14 protein-coding genes and 1 tRNA gene are annotated in these 14,222 nt (G+C 43.2%); 13 read left to right on the forward strand and 2 right to left on the reverse strand.

Annotation, left to right across the window (positions count from 1 at the left end; translation table 11 throughout):
* The first annotated feature begins 36 nt into the window (after positions 1-36).
* The 10 genes from gyrB to BMY60_RS07770 all read left to right on the forward strand — a co-directional run bounded on the left by gyrB (position 37) and on the right by BMY60_RS07770 (position 9,324).
* Positions 37-2,454, forward strand: a complete 2,418-nt coding sequence (gene gyrB, locus BMY60_RS07725; protein WP_090332671.1) for a DNA topoisomerase (ATP-hydrolyzing) subunit B — start codon at positions 37-39, stop codon at positions 2,452-2,454.
* Between the two features lie 466 nt (positions 2,455-2,920).
* A tRNA-Arg gene (locus tag BMY60_RS07730) sits at positions 2,921-2,997 on the forward strand.
* 88 nt (positions 2,998-3,085) lie between these two features.
* Positions 3,086-4,438, forward strand: a complete 1,353-nt coding sequence (gene mltF, locus BMY60_RS07735) for a membrane-bound lytic murein transglycosylase MltF (protein ID WP_090332672.1) — start codon at positions 3,086-3,088, stop codon at positions 4,436-4,438.
* A 26-nt stretch (positions 4,439-4,464) separates the two neighbouring features.
* Entirely contained in the window at positions 4,465-5,106 is a 642-nt protein-coding gene (locus BMY60_RS07740; protein ID WP_090332673.1) for a riboflavin synthase, read from the forward strand.
* A complete protein-coding gene (gene ribBA / locus BMY60_RS07745) occupies positions 5,087-6,178 on the forward strand; it encodes a bifunctional 3,4-dihydroxy-2-butanone-4-phosphate synthase/GTP cyclohydrolase II (RefSeq protein ID WP_090332675.1) in 1,092 nt (363 codons plus the stop codon). The genes BMY60_RS07740 and ribBA overlap by 20 nt, the downstream gene beginning before the upstream one ends.
* A 91-nt stretch (positions 6,179-6,269) precedes the next feature.
* Complete coding sequence (gene ribH / locus BMY60_RS07750; RefSeq protein WP_090332677.1) at positions 6,270-6,755, forward strand: 6,7-dimethyl-8-ribityllumazine synthase; 486 nt, start codon at positions 6,270-6,272, stop codon at positions 6,753-6,755.
* A gap of 1 nt (position 6,756) precedes the next feature.
* Complete coding sequence (gene nusB, locus BMY60_RS07755; RefSeq protein WP_256250755.1) at positions 6,757-7,218, forward strand: transcription antitermination factor NusB; 462 nt, start codon at positions 6,757-6,759, stop codon at positions 7,216-7,218.
* 39 nt (positions 7,219-7,257) lie between these two features.
* Positions 7,258-8,241, forward strand: a complete 984-nt coding sequence (gene thiL / locus BMY60_RS07760) for a thiamine-phosphate kinase (RefSeq protein ID WP_256250756.1) — start codon at positions 7,258-7,260, stop codon at positions 8,239-8,241.
* The gene (locus BMY60_RS07765) at positions 8,222-8,779 is read left to right on the forward strand and encodes a phosphatidylglycerophosphatase A family protein (protein WP_090332680.1); all 558 of its coding nucleotides are present in this window, start codon (positions 8,222-8,224) and stop codon (positions 8,777-8,779) included. The genes thiL and BMY60_RS07765 overlap by 20 nt, the downstream gene beginning before the upstream one ends.
* 17 nt (positions 8,780-8,796) lie before the next feature.
* Positions 8,797-9,324 carry a CinA family protein gene (locus tag BMY60_RS07770; RefSeq protein WP_090332682.1) on the forward strand — a complete coding sequence of 176 codons (528 nt, stop codon included), beginning with the start codon at positions 8,797-8,799 and terminating at the stop codon, positions 9,322-9,324.
* Positions 9,325-9,528: 204 nt separating this feature from the next.
* Here BMY60_RS07770 and BMY60_RS07775 read toward each other — a convergent pair whose 3' ends face one another.
* Together BMY60_RS07775 and BMY60_RS15730 are read right to left on the reverse strand one after the other, a co-directional pair.
* Complete coding sequence (locus tag BMY60_RS07775) at positions 9,529-11,952, reverse strand: G8 domain-containing protein (protein ID WP_090332683.1); 2,424 nt, start codon at positions 11,950-11,952, stop codon at positions 9,529-9,531.
* Between the two features lie 817 nt (positions 11,953-12,769).
* Positions 12,770-12,931: a hypothetical protein gene (locus BMY60_RS15730; RefSeq protein ID WP_177166629.1), complete on the reverse strand. Its 162-nt coding sequence runs from the start codon at positions 12,929-12,931 to the stop codon at positions 12,770-12,772.
* A 637-nt stretch (positions 12,932-13,568) separates the two neighbouring features.
* Between BMY60_RS15730 and BMY60_RS15735 the strand changes: the two genes are divergently transcribed.
* From BMY60_RS15735 to BMY60_RS16640, 3 genes are read left to right on the forward strand one after another with little or no spacing between them, the layout of a single operon-like run.
* Positions 13,569-13,742, forward strand: coding sequence for a DUF2490 domain-containing protein (locus BMY60_RS15735; RefSeq protein WP_218141657.1), 174 nt, complete (start codon positions 13,569-13,571; stop codon positions 13,740-13,742).
* Positions 13,690-13,875 carry a DUF2490 domain-containing protein gene (locus tag BMY60_RS16635; RefSeq protein WP_218141658.1) on the forward strand — a complete coding sequence of 62 codons (186 nt, stop codon included), beginning with the start codon at positions 13,690-13,692 and terminating at the stop codon, positions 13,873-13,875. The genes BMY60_RS15735 and BMY60_RS16635 overlap by 53 nt, the downstream gene beginning before the upstream one ends.
* Complete coding sequence (locus BMY60_RS16640; protein WP_090332689.1) at positions 13,872-14,111, forward strand: DUF2490 domain-containing protein; 240 nt, start codon at positions 13,872-13,874, stop codon at positions 14,109-14,111. The genes BMY60_RS16635 and BMY60_RS16640 overlap by 4 nt, the downstream gene beginning before the upstream one ends.
* Positions 14,112-14,222 lie beyond the last annotated feature (111 nt).

Here is a 14,222-nt window from a genome sequence, read left to right on the forward strand (position 1 = left end):
ACTATTTCATTGATGTAACTTTAAAAATACACTTACATGAATAACGAAAAATACAGCTTGCCTGAAAGCAAAAATGACTATGATTCTGACAGTATCAGAATACTGAAGGGACTCGATGCAGTACGCAAGCGTCCCGGTATGTATATCGGAGATACTAGTGACGGCACGGGTTTGCACCATATGGTGTTTGAAGTGGTCGATAACGCTATCGATGAAGCATTAGCAGGTTATTGCGATGAAATCATTGTCATTCTGCATCCGGACAATTCTGTCAGCGTGCATGATAATGGCAGAGGGATTCCCACAGGTATCAAAGAGGATGACGAGCAGAAACGTTCGGCGGCAGAAATCGTTATGACTGAATTGCATGCGGGTGGAAAATTTGATGATAATTCCTATAAGGTTTCTGGCGGTTTGCATGGGGTCGGTGTATCCGTAGTCAATGCTTTGTCGGAATGGCTGCATTTGACAATACGCCGTGACGGCGGCATTCATGAAATGGAATTTCGTATGGGTGTACCTGTCAAGCCGCTGGAAATCGTAGGTGACGCAGAGCGGCACGGTACCGAAGTACATTTCCTGGCAAGTAAGGAAATTTTTGGAAACATCGAATACCACTATGATATTTTCGCCAAGCGTTTGCGGGAACTCTCCTTTCTGAACAACGGTATAAAAATTCAGTTGATCGATCAACGCCAGGGAAAAGAAGAAACATTTGCTTTCTCGGGCGGCATCAAAAATTTCGTTGAATATATTAATCGCACCAAAACCGTTTTGCATCCCAGTATTTTTTACACATCGGGATTAAAAGACAACATTACAGTTGAAGTCGCCATGCAATGGAGTGACAGCTATAGCGAACAGGTGCTGTGCTTTACCAACAACATTCCGCAAAAAGATGGCGGATCGCATTTGACCGGTTTGCGCGCTGCAATGACACGGACGCTCAATAATTATATTGAAAAAAATGAACTGGCGAAGAAGGCCAAGGTTGAAACAATGGGTGACGATATGCGTGAAGGCTTGTCATGTGTGCTCTCGGTAAAACTGTTCGAACCGAAATTCTCGTCTCAAACTAAAGAAAAGCTTGTTTCCTCGGAAGTCAGGCCTGCTGTCGAAGAAATCGTATCTCAGAAACTGGCGGAATTTCTTTTAGAAAATCCGGCCGATGCCAAACTTATCTGTAACAAAATACTGGATGCCGCAAGAGCACGCGAAGCCGCGCGTAAAGCGCGTGAGTTAACCCGCCGCAAAGGGGTGCTCGATACTATGGGTTTACCGGGAAAACTGGCAGATTGCCAGGAGAAAAATCCGGAACGCTGTGAACTGTACCTGGTGGAAGGCGATTCAGCCGGAGGATCCGCTAAACAGGGCCGCGACCGGAAATTTCAGGCGATCATGCCACTGAAGGGAAAGATTCTGAATGTTGAGAAATCGCGATTTGACAAACTGATATCCTCACAGGAAATTATTGCGCTGATAACTGCATTAGGCACGGGAATCGGTAAGGATGAATATAATCCGGATAAACTGCGATACCATCGGATCATTATCATGACCGATGCTGATGTCGACGGTTCGCATATCCGCACACTGCTGTTGACATTCTTTTACCGCCAAATGCCCGAATTGATTGAACGGGGTCATATCTTTATAGCGCAGCCGCCGCTCTACAAAATCAAACACGGAAAAAAAGAACGTTATCTTAAGGATGACTATGAACTAAAACAGTATATTTTGAGTTTGGCATTAACTGACGCTGAATTTTATGCGGAAACTGACAAGCCGCCATTAACAGGGGAAACATTGGAAAAGATTGCCACAGAATATCTACTGGCGGAGGCTGTGATAGAGCGCATGAGCCGTTCAACAGATAGTTTAGTTATGTATGCATTACTGCATCAACCGGAAATTGATTTAAGCAATGAAGAAAATGCGACAAACAGTGCAAAACGCCTTGGTGAATATGTTCAGGACACTGAAATCAAAGCAGAATATGATGAAATGAATGAGCGTTACCGTCTTCGAATCGAGCGTTTGTCACACGGAAATGTGCAGGTTAGCCATTTGGATCAGGAATTTCTGCATAGCGGTGATTATGCACAGATTAAGAAAACGTATGAACTGTTTGCAGGAATGATAAAAGAAGGCGCATTTATTCAGCGTGGTGAAAAGAAACAATTTGTCAGTAACTTTAAACAGGCACTTGAGTGGTTACTCGACGAAGCGAAAAAAGGCGTTAGTATTCAACGCTATAAAGGTCTTGGTGAAATGAATCCAGCACAGTTATGGGAAACGACGATGGATCCCGCAAACAGAAGACTGCTGCGCGCGCAAATTGAGGACAGTATTTTAACGGATGAGATCTTTACAACATTGATGGGTGATGTGGTTGAGCCGCGTAGAGCATTTATCGAGAATAATGCGCTACGCGCGACCAACATAGACGTTTAAAAATGTAGCTGTCTATGTCATAGCAATTCTTACCATACTGCTGCCCGTCAAGCCGGTATCAGTAGGTAGTCGATGAAAGATTCAAGTATGAATGATGCGAGCAGCTAGGTTGCCATGGGTTGAATACTAAATCATCAATATCCCAATTTCACAAGTCCAGCCGATGAGAAAACGTCAATCCGCAACGAAAACACGTTTATGCCTGGTTTCAACCAGATAACGCTTGTAAAAACTCCAGATCAGATTAAACACTGCTCAGTTATGATTGTGCTATTCAGTTCAAAAAAGATTCCAAGTATTTGAAAGTATAGTGATGTAATATTGGTTCAAGTTGATCATTCCTTATCGATCCGAATAAATTAAATCTATTTTCTGTGACAGATGGGATACATATTGGACGGCTCGAATAAAAGAGGTTATGCTCTCGCCTTTATCGGCACGGCTGCATTGTCCATTGTCAAATATCGCGCCCATAGCTCAGTTGGATAGAGTACCGCTCTCCGAAGGCGGGGGTCACACGTTCGAATCGTGTTGGGCGCGCCATTTTTTTAGTCTGTACACATTAAATTTGCTTATTCTGCGTGCTTGATTGATTTGTTATTTATTCGATATATATGTACTTAAATAAGTTATGTGTACAGCGATAAAGCGGTTTGCCACGATAACAATTTATGGCATTTTGTTATCAGGGTGTATTCCATCCGGTAAACCGGTATCGCCATTTGCAATGACCAATGAATTAGTGGTTATTACAGTTGTACATACAGATAATTTTTATATTGACTCCGAAGGACATTATTCTGGTATTACGTATGATTTAGTCAATGAGTTCGCGGCAGAAATCGGCTTGGAGATTCGTTTTATTATAATGTCCCGAATAGAATCCGCGTTAGCGGCGCTGCAACAGCATCAGGCGCATTTTGCTATCGGTTTGGATATCCCCGATAATCAAGATTCCCGCTTTATTTTAGGTCCGGTGTATTTACATACGCATCATCAAATCGCCTTTAATGCAAGCCGTTTTGAGCCCAGAGACATTCAGCAGCTTGTTGGGAAGCTTGTTGAAGTTCCGGTTGGCTCGACCCACGAATATCAATTGCAGAAAATGAAGATGAAAGTACCTGGTTTGGCATGGACTGCTGTTGCACAGTCAAGCGAGGCATTATTGACAAAACTGGAAAACGGTGAAATTGACTATACTGTTGCAGATTCTTTCCATATCAAAAAAGCCAACCATTTTTACCCTAAGGTTAGAGGCGCTTTCGAACTGGATGTCTCCGCCAGCCGCTGGATTTTTCCTAAGTACACAGAAAAATTGCTGATTGACAGAGTCAATGAATTTTTTGAGAGAATTGAACAAGAAGGCGTGCTGGGTCAGTTATTGGATAGTTATAATGGACCCTATCATCAGCTCAGTCCAGGCGATATTTATTTTTTCAAAAACAAAATCCATTCACGGCTTCCAGACTTAAAGCAATATTTTTTTCAGGCAGCCCGCATAACCGGTATCGACTGGCGTTTGTTAGCTGCTTTAGCCTATCAGGAATCGCATTGGAACCCCAAAGCCAGGTCACCTACCGGAGTCAGTGGCATCATGATGCTGACACGGGAAACCGCAAGAAGAATGGGTATCAAAAATCTGACAGACTCGCGCCGGAATATACTTGCAGGCGCGCGTTATTTAAAATTGTTAAAGGAAAAGCTGCCGGAAAGTGTTTCGGAACCAGACCGTACCTGGATAGCGCTCGCCGCCTATAATCAGGGATATGGGCGAGTTATCGACGCACGCACACTGGCTAAACGTTTCAACTTAAATCCGGATTTATGGATAGATTTAAAAAAAATGTTGCCGTTACTGAACAGGCAGCACTATGCTGAAGAAATACAATATGGTCATGCGCGTGGGGATGAAGCAGTGACATTAACCAATTCTGTACGCGCCTACTATGAAATACTAAAGCGTGTCACAACTGAAGATTCTTAATAATTTAGCCATTGTCGAACGAAGCGATGTTTACAGGGATTATCCAGGCAACCGGAAAAATAATTGGGATTAATGCACTCAAGCAGAGTGGAGAAAATGGTCTGTGTCTTGTCGTTTATCCAGGATCTATGGATATGAGCGATGTGTCGATAGGCGACAGTATTTCTGTCAGCGGTGTTTGTCTGACTGTAACAGAACTGCCGGATTCATTGTTTACTGTAGATGTTTCGCCTGAAACATTGAGTTGTACCTGTGGCCTAAACAAAATAGACCAACCGGTAAATCTTGAAAAAGCCATGCGCTTGTCTGACCGGTTGGCAGGCCACCTTGTCAGCGGGCATGTCGATGCAACCGGAGATGTCTGCAGGTTTGAAGCTTCAGATGAAGATGGAGGCAATTACCTGATGACGATTCGTTCGCCAAAACGCTTGCTGCGTTATATTACTTGTAAAGGCTCAATTACAGTAAACGGCGTCAGTTTAACGGTTAACCAGGTCATGAGCGATGAATTTTCCGTCAATTTAATACCGCATACCTTGTCCAACACGACTTTAAATACATTAAAACCGGGCTTACAGGTCAATTTGGAAGTGGATATGCTGGCACGCTATGTCGAAAGCTTATTAGCTCATTCAGGAAATCGGGAAAATGAAAATCAGTACCGCTGAAGAAATAATTGCTGAATTAAAGTCTGGCAGGATGGTTATCCTCGTCGATGAGGAGGATAGAGAAAATGAAGGAGATCTGGTTCTTGCAGCAGATTTTGTAACGCCAGAAGCCATTAATTTTATGGCTACTCATGGCAGAGGACTGATTTGTTTGACACTAACGGAAGAACACTGCCGCCAGTTGAATCTGCCATTAATGGTATCTGCAAATCGCTCTCCGCATGGCACCAATTTTACTTTGTCCATTGAAGCGGCGAGCGGCGTTACGACTGGTATTTCAGCCGCTGACCGTGCAACGACAATACGGGCGGCGGTTAAAGTGGATGCACAAGCCAAAGATATCGTTCAGCCGGGCCATATTTTTCCGTTAATGGCGCAGAAAGGCGGCGTACTTGCACGGGCAGGGCATACTGAAGCAGGTTGTGATCTGGCCAGATTGGCCGGTCTGACTCCAGCATCGGTTATTTGCGAAATTTTGAAGGCTGATGGCAGTATGGCCAGATTACCTGATTTAATAGCGTTTGCCGAAAAACATCAGCTAAAAATCGGTACAATCGCAGATTTAATCCATTATCGTAGTCTAACGGAAAGCCTGATAACGCGGGTTGCGGAACGCGCTATTGAAACAGTATATGGTCATTTTTTTCTGACTGCTTACCGGGATGAGACTGTTGGTATGATTCATCTTGCTTTGTCAAAGGGTGATATAGTACCTGATGCTGAAATATTAGTGCGTGTGCACGAACCCTTGTCCGTTATTGATCTGCTGGATATTCGCGATAAAACGCATTCCTGGAGTATTTATGAATCCATGCGTATGATAGCTGATGCCGGAAGTGGTGTTATCGTGCTATTACGCAGCGAGGAGAGTACTGATAGGCTGATTGAACGGATTCAATTGCGGCAGTCGGGTTTTTCGGATCGGAATAAGTCCGATTTGCGGGATCATGGCATTGGTGCGCAGATCCTGAAAGATCTGAATGTTGGAAAAATGCGGTTATTGGCGACACCCAGAAAAATGCCAAGCGTAACAGGTTTCGGTCTTGAAGTGACCAGTTATGTTGATGTTTGAGCACGTTAACAGACGGATTACCAGAAAGATGTCTGATACAAGGCGTGATTCTTCTCAAATTAGAAAATGTTAGACAATCAAAGGAGCAGCAATGGCCTATTATGACGATATCCTTGAATTCGAACCGGAACTTGATGGTGAAGGTTTGCGTGTCGGCATTGTTATGAGCCGGTTTAACATAGATATAGGGGAAGGATTACTGGGTGCGTGCACAGATGAATTAAAACAGCTTGGTGTACAGGATGCGGATATTTTGCTGCTAACGGTACCGGGCGCGCTGGAAATACCAGCTACGTTGTTAAAATTGGCATATTCAAATCAATTTGATGTTTTGATAGCGCTAGGAGCTGTTATACGAGGTGATACGTATCATTTTGATGTGGTAGCCAATGAATCGGCGCGTGGTATTTTACAGGTGCAATTGGAAACGGAAATACCTGTGGCAAATGGCGTTTTGACGACGGATACCATGGATCAGGCAATTGAGCGCATGAGTCTAAAAGGTATCGATGCAGCGAGGACAGCAGTGGAAATGGGTAATTTACTGATTCAGCTGGATGAGCACAGCGCTGACTAAAATGCAAACATCTGTACAGAAAAAACCCATAAGGTGTAAAAGCCGTCGCCGGATTGCGCGGGAATTCGTACTGCAGGGGATTTATCAGTGGCGGTTAGCTGGCGGTTCGGCTGGTTCCATTGAGGAGCAATTACGTCAGGCAGGTGAGTTTATCCGTGCCGATGAGCTGTTCTTTACTAATCTGTTCAAAGGCGTCATGTGTGATATCAACAATTTAGAAAAAACAATACAGCCTTTTCTTGACAGATCATTAACAGAACTCAGTCCAGTTGAGTATGCAATATTGTTGTTAAGCACCTATGAACTGATTCATTTTCTTGAAGTGCCGTATCGTGCCATTATTAACGAAGCGATCGAACTGGCAAGGACTTACGGTGGCAGTGACGGTTACAAATATGTCAACGGTGTGCTGGATAAACTGGCAGTGAAATTACGCGTTGTTGAAACCGCATCAAAGATGTAATTGTTATACATTTTCCGGCATTTTCAAATGCTAGCGCAAGTGTCTGAATCAAAATTATCTGAATTTGCTATTATCGAGCGGTATTTCAAGCGTCCGGTAGCGGGGGTGGAGCTCGGTATTGGCGACGATGCCGCTGTTATATCGCCAACGCCGGATATGCAGTTGGTTGTTTCGGTGGATACCCTGGTTTCAGGAAGGCATTTTTTTGAAAATACAAATCCCTATAAGCTGGGTCAAAAATCACTGGCAGTCAATCTGTCTGATATGGCGGCAATGGGGGCAAAGCCACGATGGGTAATGCTTTCATTAACACTGCCGGAGAATCTGATTGAGTCGCACGCAACCTGGGTAAATGAATTTGCAAACGGTTTTCACGAATTGGCGCAGGTTTACCAGATTGCGCTAATTGGCGGCGACACTACGTCTGGTGCACTTAATATTTGTGTGCAGATTATCGGAGAAATTGAAAAAAAACGTTGTTTACGGCGTGACGGAGCAAAGCCGGATGATGATATCTGGGTTTCGGGTTATCTCGGCGACGCTGCTCTGGCGCTCAAACACCTTTTGCAGGAAATAAGGTTGACTCCGCGGGAAATTGAATTTTGCTTGCCTGCTTTGCTTACACCAACGGCACGTGTTGATCTGGGACAGCATCTGGTTGGTTTGGCACATAGTGCTATCGATATTTCTGATGGGTTGCTGGCCGATCTAGGGCATGTTTTGACCAGTTCAATGTGTGCTGCCGAAATAAATCTGGAAGCTGTACCATGTTCAGCGGTGATGAAGCAGTATATGCCGTCATCGTTGGCCCTGGAATGCCTGCTTGCTGGAGGGGATGATTATGAACTCTGTTTCACAGCACCAAAAAAAAACCGTAGCAAAATTGAACGTATGACACAGTCATTACCGGTTCCACTTGTAATTATTGGAGAAATCAAACAGGGAGCCGGCCTGTCAGTGATTGATACGGAAGGGAAAGAAGTTACAGTGGTAAAAAGAGGTTATGAACACTTTACTTCCTAAAACGCATGGCAATTCAAGCGATGGCTCAACAAAATTATCAGTTGAACAGCCAGATATCGTATTTGTTTGTGCGCATCCAGCCTATTTTATAGCCTTTTCAGGCGGCTTCGGATTAAGCCCGAAAGCACCGGGTACAGTCGGTACGCTTATCGCTTTTCCATTATTCTGGATTCTCGATCATTATTTTGATCCTATTCACTTGTTGCTGTTGATCGATGTATTTTTTATTCTCGGTATTTGGGCTTGTGGTGTTACAGGTAAGGCATTGGGAGTACCTGACCATGGTGGGATTGTCTGGGATGAGACTGTTGCGTTTTTACTGGTATTGTGTTTTACGCCAGCGGGATTGGCCTGGCAGCTTGCCGCGTTTGTGCTTTTCCGTTTTTTTGATATCGTCAAGCCGCAACCTATTCGATTTTACGACCAGCGTCTGAAGGGCGGTTTTGGCGTAATGTTTGACGATATAATAGCGGCATTTTTTACATTATTGTGCTTGTCTGGGTGGAAGGCCTGGGTATTATTTGAAAGCTTCTTTTAAGGAATGCTGGTTTGGCAATGGGCGTTATCAATGCAAAATCCGGTGACAATGAAAATGTTATTACGCATTTGGCAGCGAAAGTAGGAGAATGCCTCCGTCAAAAAGGTTTATTCCTGGCCAGTGCGGAATCATGCACAGGTGGCTGGCTTGGTCAATCTGTTACGGCAATAGCCGGCAGTTCTGCATGGTATGAGCGCGGGTTTATAACCTATAGCAATTCTTCTAAAAATGAGTTACTGAATGTCAGCTTGGTTACACTTGAAAAGTACGGCGCCGTCTCAGAAGAAACGGCACAAGGCATGGCTCTTGGCGCGCAAAAAAACAGCCGCGCTCAGGTAACTGTCGCTATTACCGGAATAGCGGGACCTGATGGAGGAAGCCAGGTTAAACCGGTTGGCACCGTTTGTTTTGCTTGGATGTTGAAAGATGTCACTTTGACCAGTGAAACGTGTCGTTTTAACGGTGATCGAGAATATGTCCGGCGCCAATCTGTTATTAAAGCGTTAAACGGAATATTAAGTTTATTATCCTGCTCCAAGGTGTAGGAGAGGATTCGCGCCATAGCAAAATTTGAAAAACATTCAGACAGGATAAAAATTAAGTGCGTTTTGTATTGTTGCGCTGCTTTAATCATTAACAGCGCAACAACGTTTTTTACTTTAGTAACGTGGACACGTTCAAGTTTGCCCCGCTTGTTATTGCTACAATCTGATTCGTTCGTCAATGCTTCGGCAAATATGATTCTCAGACTATGGGTTTAGTTGAATTTTATTTAAAAGATTATTAAGTGACTGAATATCTTCTATGGGACATGTAAACCCTTGAATCTCAGACCGGGAGGTGTCGCTGCATGACGCAATTTTATTTAACGTCGCAACTCGGTGCTGATCCCAGCACTGTTGATTGGTTAAACCAACAGTAGGACAATTATCGTTCGGATTAGCGAATTTTCCATCTTCCATAACGTCGTCCATGACATAATCAGGCGCCTGTTCGTAAAAGTAAAATTCAAAATCATCGCCTGGTTGTTTGTTGTAATTTTGTATGTATAGATGCGATTCCCTGGTCCTAGCGGATATCGAAAACGAGCCTCCAAAAACGGCAACGATATTTGCAGGATTTTCCGATAAGTGTTTATTCGCCGGACCGGCAGAAAACAAAAACTCGATATCTCTAAGCAGCGTATTTTTAGTAGACCCAATAGGCGAATTTTCTCTTACATTTACGAAATTTTTAAGATATCCGTTTTCAATTACTGTGATATGTGGCGGCAGCACACCGAGCTGAGGATCGTCGGGTTGCTGGAAAGTTGGTAAATCCAAGCCGAGATTAAATCCCTCAACTCTGAAATTGTGTATGATGTTGTGTCCAGCCTGATATCTTGGTGCCGAGAGATCAATACCTCTGCTGTATGTGCTCCTCCAGTTTTGATTGGAGATATTCGGATCGCTGACTATCGTTATGTTTTCGTATTCAGCAGAAACATTGCGTTGAGAGTATAGGCCGTTCTGTCTGATATTCCACATGGTATAGTCGCTGATCTTGCCGACGATACCCGCGAAGCTGACCCACAGCCCCACCGCGCTTGCGTACACTTCATTATTTTTTGATAGCCGGACTGATGGAGCCCAGGCTTGTTTGTAATCAGTCCATAAAGATAAATCATTTATGTCGGCACCCCTGACATTCGGAACCAGTGGCTGGTTATTCGCAAAACCTCGTGGGCGTGCGTTGTACATTATGCCGGCAAAAGCTGCATTCGCTGCAACATTACCGGTGTCTATATTGTCATTTCCGGTATACCAGAATGCAGAGCCCTCGTAGCCGTAGTCAGAGAATTTAAGCGGCCTGCCTGCACCTGTCACACCGCCGTATCTTGGCTCATGGAGGCTTGTAAAAGGCGTGCCTGCCTTGATTGCAAAGTTATTCGTGAACTCGTTCTCGCGTTCGTTTCCTTCCTCAGCCATGAGGCTTGCGCCCTGAACATCGTAGATAACATTATTGTCAACCACGCCAAAGTGTGTATTGTGTACCGCTATTCCCCACTTTTTACCCTTGTCAATGGCATTGCCGACAAAGACATATTGGTAGCCGGTATTATCCGGGTTGACAGGTCCCATGAGATGATGCATGTGCACTGAATAACGGCCAGCCTGATTAACACCTATATGTGTTACAACACCATCTTCAATGACGGTATTGTCAAGCGCGTCGGCGGTGGTCCTTCCCATATCAACGAATGCCACATACCGTACGTCCACCTTTGCTCTTTCGGTAAACATTACGTGACCCCTAACACCTTCTGGATTTTCCGAATGTATAACAATGTTTCTTGTCAGATTTCCTACATGTGGCAGTCCAACAATGGTACCCGAGCTATCACGCCCGCCGAGATGATTGTACTGCAATGGTTGTGTCAACGTGATCGTATTTCCGTTGATACCCGCAATCTCCACCTCTTCCAAATGCAGCTCAGCTGGAACCAAGGGTTCGCTCCAGTGGTGCCAGACTATAGGAAGCTGGCGCGTATCTGGTAATATCAATTTATCGCCAACCGACCAACCTAAAGGACTTGATTCAAGGATGATGGTATTTTGTCCTAATAAAGGCTCTTGGGATACCCTCAGCCACGTCTCCGGAATTTCGTCACCATGCATATTAACTTCACCAAGTGCAATTAATCCGGTTCCGTACTGCACAGGATCATAAACACCAGTCACCGGATCGGGTTGCGAAGTGGCTAAAGGCCGGCCTGCAATAATTAACTCTGCTTTGGCATTAGGAGCCACAGGGCTTGATAACGTCCCAATATCTAACCTGCCCTTACGGTACACCAAAATCGTACCAACCTTAATTCTGGTATTGATTGTAGTATTAAATGTTAACGTTCCCTTAACACCAAGAACGGCCAAAGGCGCATTATTGATACCGTTGTAATGAACAGCATGCCCCCGCTCAATCAGAACAACATCGTCCGCACCTGGCACTCTGTTTTGCTGCCATGTAGCAGCATCAAACCAGTTGCCGCTATTGGCGCTTTGAATAGTTGGATTTGCTGCAAAATCAGGAATGTTGTCTGTGGGGGTAAAAATTTGTGCTGACAGGGTACCGCAAAAAAGCAAAAATAATACATACAAAGTTACAATAATTATGTTCTTATAAACTTTAATCATTTGTTGTTCCAATCTATAATTAACCGTAAATATCAGATTTAATACAGCTTGCTAGAAGGTTGTTAAAAATTGCAGACTAATAAACAGCAATAATTTAAAAGGACACTTACATCTCAAAATATAATCTGCATAAAGAGATTGCGAGATATCAGTCTCAAATAACTCTAGGCCATATTGAATCATTCCTCAGAAATACCTTAATCAATAACGGACTAATCCGCTGTAACCAAATGTCTAATAACGCAACTTTTTGGCAGTTATTTTGAATTTTGTTACATACAAAAGCGGTATTGATAGGGTTAATCAAAAAGATAGCGTGTGAATAACCAGAGTTTAGTGCGAGCTTGCACATTTAACCAAAAGACGCTTCAGTTTAAATATGGTAACCCTTACTATTTGTTGCATGTCATTGCTTTATTTATATGCAAATTTTTTATTATTACTGGCCATGGCAACAATATCATAGCAATCTCAAATCAAAACGGTGATTGAAACGGTTGAAGAATTCTGCAAGATAACTCGCAAATTCAAATACGTGACATTTTCCGCTGGCTGCGGCTTTAAGGTCGTCAAGTAACGTGTAGTTGACGCAATGAAATTCGAAGCGCTGTACAGTTGCGGGTGGAACAGCCTGGAAATACTGTAAATCGCCGGATACCACATATGCTGGCGAAACCAGACATTCATTTGACCACTGCTGCAGCACATACGTTAGCTCTGCCTCAAATAGCGTTCACTTATACTTGTGACGTTCCGAGCGCGCTTATTCCGACTTTTCACTTAACAGCACAGCTGGTACACCTGATGTATATAGAAATCAGATTCTGGCGCTTTCATAGCCTGTGACCGTTATAGGACTGGAAAACTGTTTTGCATCGCGCACGAACATTCTTATCGCTTGCCCCATCATTGAGGCAGACAAAACTGCTTCTGACTGCTTTTTCGCACCATAATCACCTAGAAATTCATGTTGAGACATGCTTTTCTTTTTTTGAAACTGTAATTTACTTACCATTATTTACACTCGTTTGCTTCTGATATCGTGTTATAGTATCCGATATACTAATACTTTGAATAAAAAAATAAATCTGTGAATATATAAACAACATATGACGTGTAAAATATTCCCTCGATCATAACTTGAAAATATTCTAACACAGTAAAACTCAAATATCATGAAAATGATTCCCCCATACAAGAGAACAAATAAACCATCTGAATTATATAGTTAGTTTGGATGAATTCGGATGAGGCGGATAGACCGTTCTTTCCACAAGCACCCTTAACATTTCGCGTTACTCTGCCCAATATTGTGTTATGTCAAAGATGTTACTGGTTCTATTAGGCTGATTTAATTAGGAATCGGTCGTTTTTTATAGTAGATAATAAGCAATGTAACGAAGTATGAATCTAAATGATTATTTAATAAATAATCATTTAGATAATGCGTATCTTAATCATAATTTATAAAGACGAGCTTTAATAGCTTCGAACGGAAATGGGAGTAAATATATACTTAAAAAACCGAATATTATGATGGTTTCAACGATTCTTGTGCTGATAGCAAACAGCATCAGCCACCACAGCATATGCAGAAGATTTTCAAACCTGGGGAAATGTTACAGCAAGAGGAAATTTTGGGGTGTTTCGGTACCAACGCTTCCAGGTTTGCGCAAGGTATTGTCAGGCCCGGTATCGGTTATGTGTTGAATGAGAAAACCAGTGTCTGGCTGGGTTATGGTTGGATTCCTGCCGGCCGCCCGTATCTGGCAGCAGTTGTTATGGAGTGACAAATTCTCTTTTGGTAATCCTCAAAGTCGTACACGTCTCGAACAACGCTTCTTCAATATTCCCGGTAGCACGGATGTGCAGCACTGCTTCCGCCAATTATTCAAACTCGGTATACCGATTAGTACCCAATAGTATCCAATCTCAGTTTTGTTATTGCAAACGAGATCTTCCTGAACTTCAATGATGTCGACATGGGTTTTCAGAGTGGTTTCGATCAAAACCGTGTTTTCGGTGGATTTGCGTACAAGTTCAGCCCGGTGGTCACGGGTGAGATTAGGTATTTGAATCAGTATTTGAACAGAAGAAATTCATCCAGACTGGATTCAATGCAGCACATTTTGTCTGTTAATCTGTTCCCGAATTTTTGATACGCAGTAATAAGTCTGACCTGGTCAAGTAAAACCGGACACCTCAGTTAAGCCACTTTTGTCGAGTATTTTGTTGCTTCTGCTTCAAATTGATTTGGACTTTTGTAATCC

This window comes from Nitrosomonas sp. Nm51, assembly GCF_900111165.1.
In the GTDB taxonomy this organism is placed as follows: domain Bacteria; phylum Pseudomonadota; class Gammaproteobacteria; order Burkholderiales; family Nitrosomonadaceae; genus Nitrosomonas.

Coding starts and splice junctions, on each gene's coding strand:
- gyrB (WP_090332671.1), top strand. CDS start 37: ATGAATAACGAAAAATACAGCTTGCCTGAAAGCAAAAATGACTATGAT.
- mltF (WP_090332672.1), top strand. CDS start 3,086: ATGTGTACAGCGATAAAGCGGTTTGCCACGATAACAATTTATGGCATT.
- BMY60_RS07740 (WP_090332673.1), top strand. CDS start 4,465: ATGTTTACAGGGATTATCCAGGCAACCGGAAAAATAATTGGGATTAAT.
- ribBA (WP_090332675.1), top strand. CDS start 5,087: ATGAAAATCAGTACCGCTGAAGAAATAATTGCTGAATTAAAGTCTGGC.
- ribH (WP_090332677.1), top strand. CDS start 6,270: ATGGCCTATTATGACGATATCCTTGAATTCGAACCGGAACTTGATGGT.
- nusB (WP_256250755.1), top strand. CDS start 6,757: ATGCAAACATCTGTACAGAAAAAACCCATAAGGTGTAAAAGCCGTCGC.
- BMY60_RS07765 (WP_090332680.1), top strand. CDS start 8,222: ATGAACACTTTACTTCCTAAAACGCATGGCAATTCAAGCGATGGCTCA.
- BMY60_RS07770 (WP_090332682.1), top strand. CDS start 8,797: ATGGGCGTTATCAATGCAAAATCCGGTGACAATGAAAATGTTATTACG.
- BMY60_RS07775 (WP_090332683.1), bottom strand. CDS start 11,952: ATGATTAAAGTTTATAAGAACATAATTATTGTAACTTTGTATGTATTA.
- BMY60_RS15730 (WP_177166629.1), bottom strand. CDS start 12,931: ATGTCTCAACATGAATTTCTAGGTGATTATGGTGCGAAAAAGCAGTCA.
- BMY60_RS15735 (WP_218141657.1), top strand. CDS start 13,569: ATGTTACAGCAAGAGGAAATTTTGGGGTGTTTCGGTACCAACGCTTCC.
- BMY60_RS16635 (WP_218141658.1), top strand. CDS start 13,690: ATGGTTGGATTCCTGCCGGCCGCCCGTATCTGGCAGCAGTTGTTATGG.